The following is a 14,806-nucleotide window of genomic DNA, read 5'->3' on the forward strand; positions in this document are numbered from 1 at the left end:
CGCAGCCGTCAAAGACGTCTTGCCGTGGTCAACGTGACCGATCGTGCCGATGTTGACGTGAGGCTTATTGCGCTCAAACTTGCTCTTTGCCATTGAATGCTTCCTGTGAACATAGAGGTGGACCCGGAACCGGGTTTGGTGCAGCCGTTTAAGGCTTTCCACTAGAATGCGCAAGACATAATTACGGCGCGCCGGAGTACAAGGGCGCGGGCGCAGAATCGCTGCCGAAATGCCGAGAAATCAAAGCAAAATGCCCGATTTACGGATACTCATGCAAAAATGTCTTCAAGCGTGAAATGGAGCGGGTAGCGGGAATCGAACCCGCGTATTCAGCTTGGAAGGCTGCTGCTCTACCATTGAGCTATACCCGCGGTATGTTTGGTTCCGATCCGGTGACAGAATGGTGGAGGGAGTTGGATTTGAACCAACGTAGGCTGAGCCAACGGATTTACAGTCCGTCCCCTTTAACCACTCGGGCATCCCTCCAGTATTCCGTCTGGATCATGAGACCAAGTTCGTCAGACCCGGTAGCGTGTCGCCCCGTCGTCTGTGGCGGCTATATGACCGCCTCGTTTCCGTCTGTCAACACGACCTTATTGAAAAAATGACGAAAAAATTACGTTGTCCACCGAGCCCCCTGTGGAAAGGCTTTGCCGGACAGATGCGCGCCTATATAAAGCAGCATGAGCACAAAAGACCCCAAAGACAAATCCCCCCGCGACACCCATTACGCGACGCTGCGCCGTGCAGTGCGCGACCAGAAGCGCGAGAGCGGCGAAATCCCGACGCCGCAGCAACAGAGACGCCCGAAGTCCAACAAGGACTGGAAACCACCGCAGCTGCAGCAGGATCAGGTTTTCCTTTATGGCTTGCATACGGTGCGGGCAGCGCTCGACAATCCCGAACGCAAGCTGATCAAGCTTACCGTCACCCAGAACGCCTTCGTCCGTCTGGATATCGGTGATTCTACCGCCCAGCCCTTCCCTGTGGAATTCGTATCGCCTCAGGATATCGACAAGGTGCTCGGCCCCGAGGCGATCCATCAGGGCGTGATGCTGGAGACACGGCCGCTGCCGGTTCGCCGGCTCGATGCGCTTAAAGAGAGCCCTCTCCTTCTCGTGCTCGACCAGGTGACCGATCCGCACAATGTCGGCGCGATCATGCGCTCTGCCGTGGCATTCGGTGCCGGCGCAGTCATCACCACCCAGAGACATAGCCCGACGGAATCCGGTGTGCTTGCCAAATCCGCATCAGGCGCGCTCGAACTGATCCCCTACATCCAGATCACCAATCTCGCCGACGCGCTGAACGAGCTGCACAAGCTCGGTTTTTCGACGATCGGCCTTGATTCGGAAGGACCGGCACCGCTGGAAGAAACGCTTTCCGGCGACAAGGTCGCCCTGGTGCTCGGATCCGAAGGCAAGGGCATTCGGCAGAAGACGCGGGAAACGGTTTCTGCACTTGCTCGCCTGGACATGCCCGGCGCGATCAAATCGCTCAATGTCTCCAACGCTGCGGCAATCGCGCTTTATGCAACGCGTCTGCATCTGACGAAGGCATAGCCGCCTGCACTGAAACATTAGGCAGCACTGATAAATCCATCCTCGCGCAAGCCTTCCGTGATCACTTCCTAATATTAAGTTGGGGAGATGCGCATGGAAACAGGAGCATGGAAAAATCCCGTCGTGATCGAGATGTATGGCCGACCGGGAACGGTGATCGTCACCGGCACGCTCGATGCGGCGCTGATGCTGATCGGCGCCTGGCCGACAAAACGGACGGAAACTCACATCGCGGCGGTCTTATGCTGCCGCGATGTGTTGGTGGGCCAGGCTGATGCGGCGCTTGCCCGCGTCAACTTCATCGAAGCAGCGCTCGAAGCCGGTTATCGGATCGAACCGGAGACCTTTCTGGGCGATCGATGGGATTTCACTCCGCCGCCCGAGGCGAATACTCGCCCCGCACTCGGGCTGGCCGAGATGATACGAAAGCGCGCAACGGCCACCGTCGACAGGCATGCCAACGCGGTACCGAACGAAACTCATCAACCGGAACTCGTCGCGGTCGCCACCAGACAACCGTCAATTTCAGCGGAGGAAAGCCAACGTCTCCGTCTCAGGGATCTCGTGGCGCGGCTTCTTCAGCTGCTCGGTCTAATTGGAATCGAAATCGGGCGATCGATCTTCATGCCACTCGGGTTTGGCATGGCACGACGCACGAATCGGCAGCCGCAGTAAACCCACCAGCGACTTCCGGCTGACCAGATGGGATAGTGACGCGGTCAGCAGCCGCAGGCAAATAGCCTGCCTGAAGACTCCCCTCGCACGCAAAATCGTGGCATGGGATGTGATCATGACGATCAGCCAACCAATATCTTCATCGTGGAAGTCGATAGCCGCTGTCTTTGAGAAGGCCGCGCTTGAAGCCGGCCGGCCGATTCTTGCCATCCACCGGGCAGGAGCGCACGCGCGCTACAAGGCCGACGCCTCGCCGGTGACCGAAGCGGACGAGCAGGCTGAGGCCGTCATTCTGTCGGAACTCCATAAAAGCTGCGTCGGCATTCCGATCGTTGCGGAAGAACAGGTTGCAGCGGGCCACATTCCGGATATTGCGAGCAAGGCCTTCATCCTCGTCGATCCGCTCGACGGAACGAAGGAATTCATCAACAGGCATCCCGACTTCACCGTCAACATCGCCCTGATCGAGAATGGCATTCCGGTTATCGGCTTCGTCTATGCGCCGGCGCTCGAGATCGCCTATGTGGGCCACCCAGAAGGCGCCGAAAAGCTTTGGGTCGATGAAGAGTTTCGCATCTCCCGGCGCGAACCAATGCGCGCCCGCACAACGCCCGTTCCGAGCATAGCCGTGGCGAGCCGCTCCCATCGTTGCGCCCAGACCGACGATTTTCTCAATCGCTGTGGCGCGAAGGAGATCAGAACCGTCGGTTCATCGCTGAAATTCTGCCTGATCGCCGAGGGCGTTGCCGATATTTATCCCCGCTTCGGCCGAACCATGGAATGGGACACGGCAGCAGGCGATGCGGTACTGCGAGCCGCCGGCGGCATCACGGTCGATCTTGCGGGACAGCCGCTGGTTTACGGCAAGACGGGGCGCGACGGATACGCGGATTTCGCCAACCCGGATTTCGTGGCGCGATGTGGCGGCGGCACTTAGGCTTCACAGCCAATGTATGGGCTGTGCGATCTACCAGCATTTAAGTAGAAAAGTGGTGCCCCCGACAAGGTTCGAACTCGTGACCCCCTGATTACAAATCAGGTGCTCTACCAACTGAGCTACAAGGGCATCCACTGGGTGCGGGAATTACCATATTTTATTCTGCTGTAAAGCGAAAACGTCGCAGCGGAACAGATTTGTCCAGTATCTTCAACCGTGAAGGACGGTTGGCGGGGGCCAGAGCGCTTGTCGGGCCGCTGTCTTTTCCTGTACCAATGCTGCGCCAGAGGCTGTTGATCCTCGGGTGATCGACAAATTCAGCCAACGCCATTGAGGGCGGCCCCAAGGGGCTTCATTCAGGGCGACGTTTCAAAGGTCCGCCTTTTCATGCCCATTCATTGCGAGACGTTATCCTTTATCGCGTCCCCGGCAGCCGAGGCGCAAGCGGCGCTGGAGGAACTCACCCGGCTTTACGGCAATCGGCCGGTCGGCGAGGCCGATGTCATCGTGGCACTCGGTGGCGACGGCTTCATGCTACAGACACTGCATGAAACGATCACGTCCGGGCCGCGCGTTTATGGTATGAACCGCGGATCGGTCGGCTTTCTGATGAACGATTATCGCGTGGAAAATCTTCCGGAGCGAATCTCAGTTGCAGTCGAGAACGAGTTTCATCCGCTGAAAATGACGACGACGGATACCGACGGCGCGATCTCCACTGCGCTTGCCATCAACGAAGTCTATCTGTTCCGCCAGTCCTATCAGGCAGCCAAGCTCAAGGTCGAGGTCGATAGCCGCGTCAGGCTCGACGAACTGATCTGCGACGGCGTGATGGTTGCCACACCTGCGGGGTCGACGGCCTATAATCTATCTGCCCACGGGCCGATCCTGCCGCTCGAGGCGCCGCTTCTGGCGATGACGCCGGTTTCGCCCTATCGGCCGCGGCGCTGGCGCGGCGCGCTTCTGCCCAATCATGTCTGCGTCGACATCAGCATTCTCGAGCCGGAGAAGCGGCCCGTCAACGCGGTTGCCGACAACGCCGAGGTCAAGTCGGTGCTGCATGTGCGCATCGCCCAGTCCACAGAGCTGACCGCACGCATTCTCTCCGATCCGGACCATTCCTGGTCCGACCGCATTCTGGCGGAGCAGTTCAGCAACTGAAACGGCATGATTCGTCTGGGCGTTCGCCGACGAGGCCACCTCGCCACAAGACAAACAAAAAAGCCGGACTTTCGCCCGGCTTTTTTCGTTTATGTGAAAGCGGATCAATCGACGTCGGCGACATCGACATCCGGCTTGCCGCTGATGCGGTGCGCGAGGGCCGCTTCCATGAATTCGTTCAGGTCGCCATCTAGCACGTCGTCCGGCGCCGTCGAGGAAACGCCGGTGCGCAAATCCTTGACCAACTGGTAGGGCTGCAGAACGTAGGAACGGATCTGGTGACCCCAGCCGATATCGCTCTTGGACGCGGCTTCGGCATTGGCTGCCTCTTCACGCTTCATCAATTCGGCTTCGTACATGCGGGCGCGCAGCATTTCCCAGGCCTTGGCGCGGTTCTTGTGCTGTGAGCGTTCCTGCTGGCAGGCGACCACGATGCCGGTCGGGATATGGGTGATACGCACGGCCGAGTCGGTCGTGTTGACGTGCTGGCCGCCAGCACCCGACGAACGATAGGTATCGATGCGGCAATCGCTTTCGTTGATCTCGATATTGATCGAGTCATCGACGACCGGATATACCCAGATCGACGAGAAGGACGTGTGCCGCCGCGCATTCGAATCGTAAGGAGAAATACGGACAAGGCGATGCACGCCCGATTCTGTCTTCATCCAGCCGAAAGCGTTGTGGCCCTTGACGAGGATCGTCGCGGACTTGATGCCGGCTTCTTCACCGTCATGCACTTCGAGAAGCTCGACCTTATAGCCAGAGCGTTCGGCCCAGCGCGTATACATGCGAAGCAGCATGTTCGCCCAGTCCTGGCTCTCGGTGCCGCCAGCGCCGGAATGCACTTCGACATAGGTGTCGTTGGCATCCGCCTCGCCGGAAAGCATGGCTTCCACCTGACGACGTGCAGCTTCGGTCTTCAACGCCTTCAAGGCAGCTTCGGCATCCTTGACGATGTCGTCGTCGCCTTCCTCTTCACCAAGCTCGATAAGCTCGATGTTGTCGGCAAGCTGCTGCTCCATCGCCCTGACACCACCGATGCTGTCATCGAGCTGTTGACGCTCGCGCATCAGCTTCTGAGCTTCCTGCGCATCGTTCCAGAGGGTCGGATCCTCTGCCTTGTTGTTCAACCAGTCCAGTCTTCTTACAGCCTGGTCCCAGTCAAAGATGCCTCCTCAGCAGGCTTATGGCCTGCTTGATTTCGTCGACAACATTCAGCATTTCCGCGCGCATGGCGTATTCTTCTCTCTCTGTGATCTCTGAGGGATTAAGATGCGGTGGGACATAGTTGCGCCGGGGCCGGATGTAAAGGCCGCCCCGGCCGCCGAGCGCTCAGACCAGGTCAGTAGAGACCCGAGGCACCGGAGGTGATGGCCTGCTGGGCCTGAGGCGACGAGTCCAGAATTTGCTCCTGGGTCATGTATTCGCCTTCGCCGATGACCTGGAAGACATCGGCCGGGCCGGTGCCAGGCTTGAAGGCTTCGACAATCGTATCGGGCTCGCCGTCAAAGGCCATCATGCCGGTCTTGCGGTTGACCGCGATGAACTTCATGCCATCCGGCACCTGGAATTTTTCGGCTGGCATGAGCTTTGCCGCCTGCTCCAAGAACGTTCCGAAGATCGGCGCGGCCAGGCCACCGCCGGTCGCACGGGCTCCAAGCGGAGCCGGCGTGTCGAAACCGAGATAAAGACCTGCAACGATGTTTGGCGTGAAGCCGACGAACCAGGTGTCCTTCGCATCGTTGGTGGTACCCGTCTTGCCGGCAACTGAACGATCCTTGACCGGAATCTTGCCGGCGGCGCTGCCGCGCTGAACGACACCTTCCATCATCGAGGTGATTTGATAGGCGGTCATCGGGTCGAGAACCTGCTCGCGATTGTCTACGAGGACCGGCTCTTCCTGATTTGCCCATCCTTTGGCATTGCAGGCTTCGCAGCCACGCTCCTCGTGGCGGAAAATCGTCTTGCCGTAACGATCCTGAATGCGGTCGATGACGGTCGGCTTGATCTGCTTGCCGCCATTCGCGATGACGGCATAGGCCGAGACCATGCGCATGACCGTCGTTTCACCGGAACCGAGCGCCATCGGCAGATAGGGTTGCATCTTGTCATAGATGCCGAAGCGTTCGGCATATTCGGCCACGAGATCCATGCCCATGTCCTGCGCGAGGCGCACGGTCATCTGGTTACGGGATTTTTCGATACCGGTACGCAGCGTTGCCGGCCCGGTGCCATCCTCTTCGCCGTAGTTGGACGGACGCCAGACCTGGTTGCCGGAAACGATTTCAATCGGCGCATCGAGGACGACGGATGCCGGCGTATAGCCGTTGTCGAGTGCCGCTGCATAGACAAATGGCTTGAAGGAGGAACCGGGCTGACGCATGGCCTGCGTGGCGCGGTTGAATTCCGACTGCGAATAGGAGAAGCCACCGACCATGGCCAGAACGCGGCCGGTATTCGGGTCCATGGCAACAAAACCGCCCTGAACCTTCGGAGGCTGGCGCAGGCGATAGGCGTTGCCGCCGGCTTTCAGCGGCTCGACATAGATCACATCGCCGGCCTTCAGCACGCCATCGGGGCCTTTTGCGGTCTTGCGCTCGTTGGCAGCATCCCGATAGGCCCATTTCATGTCTTCGGCGGCGATCGTACCGGTCTTGCGTTCCGGATCAGTCTTGTTGCCATTCTGGGATTCCAGACCGATTTCCACATCATGCGCGGAGGCACTGAGCACGACGGCGATCGTCCAATCGGGCACGTCGCGCAATTCCGGAACCTTGTTTTCGGAGAGAAGCTTGCCAAGCGACAAGGCCCAGTCCGGAGAGGTTTCAATCGAGGCAAGCGCCCCGTGGAAGCCGCGGCGCTCATCGTAATCGACGAGAGCGTTCTGCATCACGCGGCTGGCGATGACCTGTAGATCGGGATCGAGCGAGGTGCGTACCGAAAGCCCGCCTTCGTAAAGCGCCTTGTCGCCATAGCGCTCGATGAGCTGGCGGCGGACGGCTTCGGAGAAATATTCCGACGCCATAACGCTGCCTGAACCGCGGCGCGGCTTGACGCCGAGCGGCTGGGTCTTAGCTTCATCGGCATCAACCTGGGTGATGTAGCCGTTCTCGGCCATGCGATCGATAACCCAGTTGCGGCGCTCGAGTGCTGCCTGTTCGTGGCGGAACGGATGATAGTTGTTCGGCCCCTTGGGCAGGGCTGCGAGATAGGCGGCTTCCGCCGTCGTCAGCTCGGTCACAGATTTGTCGAAATAAGTGAGCGCTGCGCCGGCGATGCCATAGGCGTTCAGGCCGAAGAAAATTTCGTTGAGATAAAGCTCGAGGATCTTGTCCTTGGAATAGGCCTGTTCAATGCGGAAGGACAGGATCGCTTCCTTGATCTTACGGTCCATCGTCTGGTCGGCGGAAAGCAGGAAGTTCTTTGCCACCTGCTGGGTGATCGTCGAGGCGCCTTCGGGGCGACGGCCCGAGCCGATGTTCTGCAGGTTGTTCAACACCGCACGGGCAAGGCCGAAGGGATCGACGCCCGGATGGTTGTAGAAATTCTTGTCTTCAGCGGAAAGGAACGCCGCCTTGACGCGATCGGGAATGGCCTGGATCGGCAGGAACAGACGGCGTTCGCGCGCATATTCCGACATCAGCGCGCCGTTACCGGCATGAATGCGCGTCGCGACCGGCGGCTCGTAGGAGGCCAGCACTTCGTAGTCGGGCAAATCCTTGGTCATGCCAGTCAAATAGATGGCAGCAGCCGCGGCAACGCCCAAAAAGAGCACGCAGGCCATTCCAAAGAAATATCCAATCAGTCTGATCATATCTGAGCTACCGTTCAGCTTTCTCTCGGCGCGGAAAGCACCATCGCACGCCAACAGGCCTTTTGCACGACGTTTGCGTCAGTGCAAGGGAGACCGGATCAACTCCGCGAAACCGGAGACCGTACGAAATCTATTACCGCGACCTGCTCTTCGAATGTGAGGAAAGTAGGGCTTTTCACAGGTAATTCCGTATCTTCGCGATGCTTCAAGGTAATCGCTGGACCGATGTGGCATCGTAGCCACGTCGATTGCCCTGCCCTCACCCGCCATTGGCTACGGAACGGCGGCGGTAACGATCGACGGCATCGGCAACAAGTCTCGCCACCCTGGCTCTCCAGGCTTCATCGAGCAGAAGCTTCTCGTCCTCAGGGTTTGAGAGGAAACCCATTTCCAGAAGGACCGACGGAATGTCCGGCGCGCGCAGGACCTGGAAATTGGCCTGCCGGTGCGGATTGTTGATCAGACCGACCTGACCTTCGAATGATTTCACAACGTTATCGGCGAGCGCGACTGAGAATGCCTGGGTTTCGCGACGCGTTAGGTCGAGCAGGATATCGGCAACTTCCGGCGGGCCGCTCTCGATACTGAAACCGGCCAACTGGTCGGAAAGGTTTTCCCGGACAGCCAGATTTTCAGCCATACGGTCAGAAGCCTTGTCGGAAAGCGTATAGATGGTCGCGCCGCGAATGTCCTTCTGCGCCAAGGTGTCGGCATGGAGAGATATGAAAAGATCGGCGTGTTTCTGCCGGGCAATCGTGACGCGCTGCGACAGCGACAGGAAGGTGTCGTCCTCGCGGGTCAGGAAAGCCTTGACGCCCTCAACCTTGTTCAGACGCTCGGCAAGCAAACGAGCAAAATCCAGCGTCACCGTCTTTTCCGGCGTCTTCGTCGTCGCACCGCTCGCACCGGCATCGATCCCGCCATGCCCGGCGTCGACTGCAACGGTAAAGACCCCATCCTCGATGACCGGCCCGACATCCTGTGGCGGGACGGCAGCAGAGGTATTCCAGTCCTGCAACTTGAGAATTTCGGCAAACTGTTCCTTGCTGGTCATCTCGGCATCGAGCACCAGCCGAAAGCCCCTCTCCTCATTCTTCTGCACCTCGGCCATGACAAGCTTCACCGGACGATTGACGGTGAACACCATGCGGGCGCTGTCGCTGCCCATCGTGCCGTAACGAATATCCTTGAACAGACCGCGTGGAGCAAGATCTGCGGCGGGAAAGCCGAAGGCGGAAGCGGAGAGATCGACGATTATCCGCTCAGGGCTATCGACATAGTGAATGACGAATTCAGGTTTCTGTTCGAAATCGATGACGACGCGGGTACGGGCATCATCGCCGGCGACTCTTGCTGAAAATGCAAGTATGGGTTGCTGAGATGCATAAGAAGCGGTCGAGACGGGGAACAGAGCCAGAATTGCCAGAAGACCGATTCGGCTGGCGATTCGCAGTTTTTTCGCCGCAACAGGCATCAGGATCGCCTTGCCGATCATCAACACTTCATTCAATTTCAAGCCGTATCCCGCCTCTTTATCCTCCATGCAGCGCCCGTCCGCACATGAAAGGCCTGCATTTCAGGCATTTCTGTTACAAAGCCCCAGAATCGACGTTGCAACACCACTTTCGATAAGGCCGCTAAATCCATCCACAATATGGCGGATACGGCTTTTCCCTTGCTATTGTGACAGATAAACCATACAAAGCCAGTGAGGTTAGAGGGTTGACGGGATAGTCTGCCGATGGGCTTGCCAGCCTTAAAGGACTGGCGCCAAGTACCGGTAAACATCCGCCGTCGCAACTCTTGACCTTGCGTAACCGATCACTCCGGCTACGGCCGGAAAAATGCCGGGTGGCACGCCACCCACCGCTCGCACGGAGCACCCCATCGGACCCGCAAGGGTTCAGTTATCGTCATTCTCGCTTGGTCCTTAATGTTGCGGCAAATTTTTCAAGTCTCGGAAAGAAGGAAGAAGCCCACGGCTTCGCTGCCTCTCCGCTTGCCGTCTCGCCTTGACCCCGCGGGATCACCCTTATCCGGCGTCATGACCGTTGTGCATAACGAGCCTGTCCTCGCGGCAGGCTTTCGTGCATTTGTACGGCGGCGCCGAGGAGCAGAATTTCAATGGCAGACAAAATGCTTATCGACGCGTCTCACGAAGAGGAGACGCGCGTAGTCGTCGTACGCGGCAACCGCATCGAAGAATTCGATTTCGAATCGCAGCACAAGAAGCAGATCCGGGGCAATATTTACCTCGCCAAGGTAACGCGCGTCGAACCCTCGCTTCAGGCGGCCTTCGTCGATTACGGCGGTAACCGTCACGGCTTCCTGGCCTTTGCGGAAATCCACCCTGACTACTACCAGATCCCGCTCGCGGACCGTCAGGCCCTGATGCAGCAGGAAGCGGAAGACCAGCGCAAGATCGCCGAGGCAGACGCCGCCGATCCGGTGGTGGACCTAGCCAACGAGGAACAGCCAGATGTCGGCATTCCGGCGGCTGAAGCCCCTGTGGCTGCTGAAGCCGTAGAGGCCAAGGAAGCTCCGGTCGCCGAGGCTGCCGCTGAAGCCGAACCTGAAAAGAAGGCCAAGCCGAAGCGCACCCGTTCGCGCAAGAAGGCGGTGGAAGCCGCTCCGGAAGAAGCTGCGGCCACCGCAGAAGCTGCTGAAAGCGCACCTTCCGACGAAGCCGACGATTCGACGCCAGAAAGCATGGCGGCGATGATCGATACCGATTCGATTTCCGAAGATGTCGATGCCCGCCGTGGTCGTGACAGCGACGATGATGACGACGATGACGACAACCACGAAAAGGAAGTGATCGAATCCGTCGGCGCCGAAGACGCCATGGAAGAGGTTCCGGATCGCGTCGTGCGCAAGCCGCGCAAGCAGTACCGTATCCAGGAAGTCATCAAGCGCCGCCAGATCCTGCTCGTGCAGGTCGCCAAGGAAGAGCGCGGCAACAAGGGTGCGGCTCTCACCACCTATCTGTCGCTTGCCGGCCGTTATTCGGTTCTGATGCCGAACACTGCGCGTGGTGGCGGTATTTCCCGCAAGATCACCCAGCCGCAGGACCGCAAGCGCCTGAAGGAAATAGCCAAGGAGCTCGACGTGCCGCAGGGCATGGGCGTCATCCTGCGTACTGCCGGCGCCAACCGCACCCGCGTCGAGGTCAAGCGCGACTTCGAATACCTGATGCGCCTGTGGGAAAACGTCCGCACGCTGACGCTGCAGTCGACCGCGCCTTGCCTCGTTTATGAAGAAGGCTCGCTGATCAAGCGCTCTATCCGCGATCTCTACAACAAGGATATCAGCGAAATCGTCGTTTCCGGCGAAGAAGGCTATCGTGAAGCGAAAGACTTCATGAAGATGCTGATGCCGAGCCATGCCAAGGTGGTTCAGCCTTATCGCGACCTGCATCCGATCTTTGCCCGCTCCGGCATCGAGGCGCAGCTTGACCGCATGCTGCAACCTCAGGTGACGCTCAAGTCCGGTGGATACCTGATCATCAACCAGACGGAAGCGCTGGTGGCTGTCGACGTCAATTCCGGCCGCTCGACCCGCGAGCACTCGATCGAAGACACGGCACTGCAGACGAACCTCGAGGCCGCCGAAGAAGTTGCCCGCCAGCTTCGCCTGCGTGACCTTGCCGGCCTGATCGTCATCGACTTCATCGACATGGAAGAAAAGCGCAACAACCGCGCCGTCGAGAAGAAGCTGAAGGATTGCCTGAAGAACGACCGCGCCCGCATCCAGGTCGGCCGAATCTCACATTTCGGTCTTCTGGAAATGTCGCGTCAGCGTATCCGCGCTTCGGTTCTTGAATCGACAACGCAGATCTGCTCGCATTGCGGCGGAACCGGCCATGTCCGTTCGCAGTCTTCCGTTGCCCTGCACGTGCTGCGCGGCATCGAAGAATATCTGCTGAAGAACACCACGCACGACATCACCGTGCGCACCACTCCGGACATCGCGCTCTTCCTGCTGAACCACAAGCGCGGCACCGTGGTGGATTACGAAAACCGCTTCGGGGTCTCGATCTTCATCGAATCCGATGTCAGCATCGGCTCGACCCATTTTGCGATCGATCGCGGCGAAGCCGTCGAGAACCCGATCAAGATTGAAAGCCTGATGCAGTTTGCCGCCATCCCTGTCGAGGAAGACGATGATGTCGTCATCGACATGGAGGAGGACGAGGAAGAAAACGATATCGAGCCAGCCAAGGCTGTCAGCAAGCCGGAACGCGCCGAGGGCGACGACCAGAACGGCCGCAAGCGCAAGCGTCGTCGTCGTCGTCGTAACCGTAACGGCGAACGGAATGGCGATGCCCAGACACAGGGCAGCAATATCGACGAAATCTCCGAGGACGCCGAGGATGGTGACGACGAGAGCGAAGACGATGCCGCCGAAGTCTCCGCAACCTCCGAGGTTTCCGCAGATTCGGAGACGGACGAAAACGGCCGTCGCAAGCGCCGTCGCCGCGGCAAGCGTGGTGGTCGCCGTAACCGCAATGGCGAGGACGGTGTAGAAGCCGGCGCGGAAGATGATTCGGACAACGAAGGTGAAGAAACCCCTGTGGCCGAAGTTGCCGAAGTGGTCGAGGCTACGATTGAAGCCGTAGAACCTGCTCCGGCAGAAGCGATTGCGGAAGCTGCACCGGCTGAAGTTGCAGCAGAGGCAGAAGCTCCGGCAAAGCCGAAGCGTGCACGCCGTAGCAAGAAGGCCATCGAAGCCGAAGCTGCTGCCGCAGTTGCAGCCACAGAGGCGGCAGAGGTTGTTGCCGAAACTGTGGAAGCCGCTCCGACAGCCGAGATCAAGGTCGAAGAGCCTGCAACCGAGACCGCACCGGTCGAAGCAACGCCGGCAGCCGATGAAGACGCCAAGCCTGCCCGCGCGAACCGTGCCTCTAACATCTCGTCCTCTAGCGAGGCTGTGGTGAAAAGCTCTGAAGGCAATTCAACGCCGGAAGGTGACGCTGACCAAGCCAAGCCGAAAAAGGCCGGCTGGTGGCAACGCCGCGGATTCTTCTGATCCGCAACTGACTTGATGTAAAAAAATGGCCGCTTATGCGGCCATTTTTGTTTTTGGCTTTCCGGTCTCAACCGTTGGGGAATCGGTTTAGGAAACAGCCGCAAGCTCCTGTATGTGGTTGCCTATCGGAATCTCCGTGGTCCAGTTGCCTTACGGAGATTTGAAGCCTTGATCGTGCCGCGATGCACATTTCCTATTTCCCGGATGCGCCGGCTGGCTTAGCCTTGCGGCACAATTACGCCGGCGTCACGAGATTCGTGGCGCAAAGCTTCAAGAGGAATTTCATGACGCGCCTGTTCAAAACCTTCGCCGCAGGAGCGGCGATTGCCGCTTCTCTCGCTGCAGTACCGGCCGTTGCGCTCGACGACAGCCAGAAGAAGGAAATGGGTGCGTTCATCCGAGAATATCTGATCCAGAACCCCGAGGTCATGATCGAGGTCCAGAACGCATTGGAAGCGAAGCAGCAGGCGCAGCGGACGGATCAGTCGACTAAGGCGGTTGCCGCCAACAAGGACGAAATCTTCTCGTCTCCCAATGACATCGTGCTTGGAAACCCCAAGGGGGATGTGACGGTGGTCGAGTTCTTCGATTACAATTGCGGCTATTGCAAACGGGCCATGAGCGACATGGACGACATTCTTGCGAAGGACAAGAATATCCGTTTCGTGCTGAAGGAATTTCCGATCCTTGGCCCGGATTCCTTGGCGGCGCACAAGGTGGCCGATGCGGTGCGCATTCTCGCACCTGAAAAGTATCCGGAATTTCACCGCGAACTTCTCGTCGGCCAGGAGCATGCCTCCGAAGCAACGGCGATTTCCGTTGCGACCGAACTCGGCGTCGATGAGGCCAAGATTCGCAAGACGATGACCGACAAGCCAAATGACGACATCGTTCGGCAGGCCTATCAGCTGGCAAACGCGATCGGAATCACCGGCACGCCGAGCTATGTCGTGGGCGATGAAGCGGTGTTCGGCGCCGTCGGCCTGCAGCAGATCGAGGAAAAGGTCGGCAATGTCCGCTCTTGCGGCAAGGCAAGCTGCTGAGACCGGCCTGCTTTCCGACTATCTTTGACGAATTGCGAATCGATTAGTGGACCAGCGGCGTTTCGGCGCGGCAGGGGCTTTCCCTTGCCGGCCTACCGGTCTATAGGTGGCCGCTGAATTCGGATGGAACATAAGATCGGTATGAGCAAGACGATTTTCGTCCTCAACGGCCCAAACCTCAATATGCTTGGCAAAAGAGAGCCGGGCATCTACGGCGGGCAAACGCTGGATGACGTTAAGCAGCAATGCATTGCAGCGGGCAAAGAGCTTGGTTTCGATGTCGATTTTCGGCAGAGCAACCATGAGGGAACGCTGATCGACTGGGTTCACGAAGCCGGCGACAAGGCCGTCGGCGTCGCCATCAATGCCGGTGCCTATACGCACACATCGATCGCGCTTCACGACGCGATCAAGGCGGTGTCGGTACCGGTCATCGAGCTGCACATCTCGAATGTTCATGCACGGGAAGAGTTTCGCCATCACTCGATGATCGCGCCGGCTGCCAAGGGCGTCATCTGCGGCTTCGGCACGGCGAGCTACATTCTGGCGCTCCATGCCTTGAAATACACAATCGCCTGACAAG

At 58.8% G+C, this 14,806-nt stretch carries 11 protein-coding genes and 3 tRNA genes; 7 read left to right on the forward strand and 7 right to left on the reverse strand.

Going from position 1 to position 14,806, the window contains the following annotated elements; all coding sequences use genetic code 11:
* From GGE33_RS27395 to GGE33_RS19345, 3 genes are all read right to left on the reverse strand, one after another.
* On the reverse strand, window positions 1–93 hold a 93-nt coding region (locus GGE33_RS27395; RefSeq protein ID WP_018010120.1), incomplete at its 3' end, for a GTP-binding protein.
* Between the two features lie 204 nt (window positions 94–297).
* Window positions 298–371: transfer RNA gene (locus GGE33_RS19340), tRNA-Gly, on the reverse strand.
* Between the two features lie 30 nt (window positions 372–401).
* Window positions 402–486: transfer RNA gene (locus tag GGE33_RS19345), tRNA-Tyr, on the reverse strand.
* Window positions 487–683: 197 nt separating this feature from the next.
* Here GGE33_RS19345 and rlmB point away from each other — a divergent pair.
* The 3 genes from rlmB to cysQ all read left to right on the forward strand — a co-directional run bounded on the left by rlmB (window position 684) and on the right by cysQ (window position 3,174).
* Complete coding sequence (gene rlmB, locus GGE33_RS19350; RefSeq protein ID WP_183826818.1) at window positions 684–1,562, forward strand: 23S rRNA (guanosine(2251)-2'-O)-methyltransferase RlmB; 879 nt, start codon at window positions 684–686, stop codon at window positions 1,560–1,562.
* A gap of 93 nt (window positions 1,563–1,655) precedes the next feature.
* A complete protein-coding gene (locus GGE33_RS19355; protein ID WP_183826821.1) occupies window positions 1,656–2,237 on the forward strand; it encodes a DUF982 domain-containing protein in 582 nt (193 codons plus the stop codon).
* Window positions 2,238–2,352: 115 nt separating this feature from the next.
* The gene (cysQ, locus tag GGE33_RS19360; protein WP_183826824.1) at window positions 2,353–3,174 is read left to right on the forward strand and encodes a 3'(2'),5'-bisphosphate nucleotidase CysQ; all 822 of its coding nucleotides are present in this window, start codon (window positions 2,353–2,355) and stop codon (window positions 3,172–3,174) included.
* Between the two features lie 53 nt (window positions 3,175–3,227).
* Here cysQ and GGE33_RS19365 read toward each other — a convergent pair.
* Window positions 3,228–3,303, reverse strand: a tRNA-Thr gene (locus tag GGE33_RS19365).
* A 258-nt stretch (window positions 3,304–3,561) separates the two neighbouring features.
* Here GGE33_RS19365 and GGE33_RS19370 point away from each other — a divergent pair.
* Entirely contained in the window at window positions 3,562–4,335 is a 774-nt protein-coding gene (locus GGE33_RS19370; RefSeq protein WP_183826827.1) for an NAD kinase, read from the forward strand.
* Window positions 4,336–4,439: 104 nt separating this feature from the next.
* Here the strand turns inward: GGE33_RS19370 and prfB are convergent.
* The 3 genes from prfB to GGE33_RS19385 all read right to left on the reverse strand — a co-directional run bounded on the left by prfB (window position 4,440) and on the right by GGE33_RS19385 (window position 9,647).
* Window positions 4,440–5,571, reverse strand: a protein-coding gene (prfB, locus tag GGE33_RS19375; RefSeq protein ID WP_183826830.1) for a peptide chain release factor 2 whose coding sequence is annotated in 2 segments (ribosomal slippage) — window positions 4,440–5,501 and window positions 5,503–5,571 — 1,131 coding nt in all. Because the reading frame shifts where the segments join, the coding sequence is not laid out codon by codon here.
* Window positions 5,572–5,680: 109 nt separating this feature from the next.
* Window positions 5,681–8,152 carry a penicillin-binding protein 1A gene (locus GGE33_RS19380; RefSeq protein WP_183826833.1) on the reverse strand — a complete coding sequence of 824 codons (2,472 nt, stop codon included), beginning with the start codon at window positions 8,150–8,152 and terminating at the stop codon, window positions 5,681–5,683.
* Between the two features lie 259 nt (window positions 8,153–8,411).
* Entirely contained in the window at window positions 8,412–9,647 is a 1,236-nt protein-coding gene (locus GGE33_RS19385; RefSeq protein ID WP_183827478.1) for an N-acetylmuramoyl-L-alanine amidase, read from the reverse strand.
* A gap of 629 nt (window positions 9,648–10,276) precedes the next feature.
* On the opposite strand from GGE33_RS19385, the gene GGE33_RS19390 reads away from it, so the two are divergent.
* From GGE33_RS19390 to aroQ, 3 genes are all read left to right on the forward strand, one after another.
* Complete coding sequence (locus GGE33_RS19390) at window positions 10,277–13,180, forward strand: Rne/Rng family ribonuclease (protein WP_183826836.1); 2,904 nt, start codon at window positions 10,277–10,279, stop codon at window positions 13,178–13,180.
* A 284-nt stretch (window positions 13,181–13,464) separates the two neighbouring features.
* A complete protein-coding gene (locus tag GGE33_RS19395) occupies window positions 13,465–14,223 on the forward strand; it encodes a DsbA family protein (protein WP_183826839.1) in 759 nt (252 codons plus the stop codon).
* A 141-nt stretch (window positions 14,224–14,364) separates the two neighbouring features.
* Window positions 14,365–14,802, forward strand: a complete 438-nt coding sequence (gene aroQ / locus GGE33_RS19400) for a type II 3-dehydroquinate dehydratase (protein ID WP_183826842.1) — start codon at window positions 14,365–14,367, stop codon at window positions 14,800–14,802.
* Window positions 14,803–14,806: the final 4 nt, after the last annotated feature.

The sequence above is a fragment of the Aliirhizobium cellulosilyticum genome (assembly GCF_014198105.1).
GTDB lineage: Bacteria > Pseudomonadota > Alphaproteobacteria > Rhizobiales > Rhizobiaceae > Neorhizobium > Neorhizobium cellulosilyticum.

What these genes read in the sequence shown, in the direction of transcription:
- rlmB (WP_183826818.1), top strand. Translation starts at nt 684, where the DNA reads ATGAGCACAAAAGACCCCAAAGACAAATCCCCCCGCGACACCCATTAC.
- GGE33_RS19355 (WP_183826821.1), top strand. Translation starts at nt 1,656, where the DNA reads ATGGAAACAGGAGCATGGAAAAATCCCGTCGTGATCGAGATGTATGGC.
- cysQ (WP_183826824.1), top strand. Translation starts at nt 2,353, where the DNA reads ATGACGATCAGCCAACCAATATCTTCATCGTGGAAGTCGATAGCCGCT.
- GGE33_RS19370 (WP_183826827.1), top strand. Translation starts at nt 3,562, where the DNA reads ATGCCCATTCATTGCGAGACGTTATCCTTTATCGCGTCCCCGGCAGCC.
- GGE33_RS19380 (WP_183826833.1), bottom strand. Translation starts at nt 8,152, where the DNA reads ATGATCAGACTGATTGGATATTTCTTTGGAATGGCCTGCGTGCTCTTT.
- GGE33_RS19385 (WP_183827478.1), bottom strand. Translation starts at nt 9,647, where the DNA reads ATGATCGGCAAGGCGATCCTGATGCCTGTTGCGGCGAAAAAACTGCGA.
- GGE33_RS19390 (WP_183826836.1), top strand. Translation starts at nt 10,277, where the DNA reads ATGGCAGACAAAATGCTTATCGACGCGTCTCACGAAGAGGAGACGCGC.
- GGE33_RS19395 (WP_183826839.1), top strand. Translation starts at nt 13,465, where the DNA reads ATGACGCGCCTGTTCAAAACCTTCGCCGCAGGAGCGGCGATTGCCGCT.
- aroQ (WP_183826842.1), top strand. Translation starts at nt 14,365, where the DNA reads ATGAGCAAGACGATTTTCGTCCTCAACGGCCCAAACCTCAATATGCTT.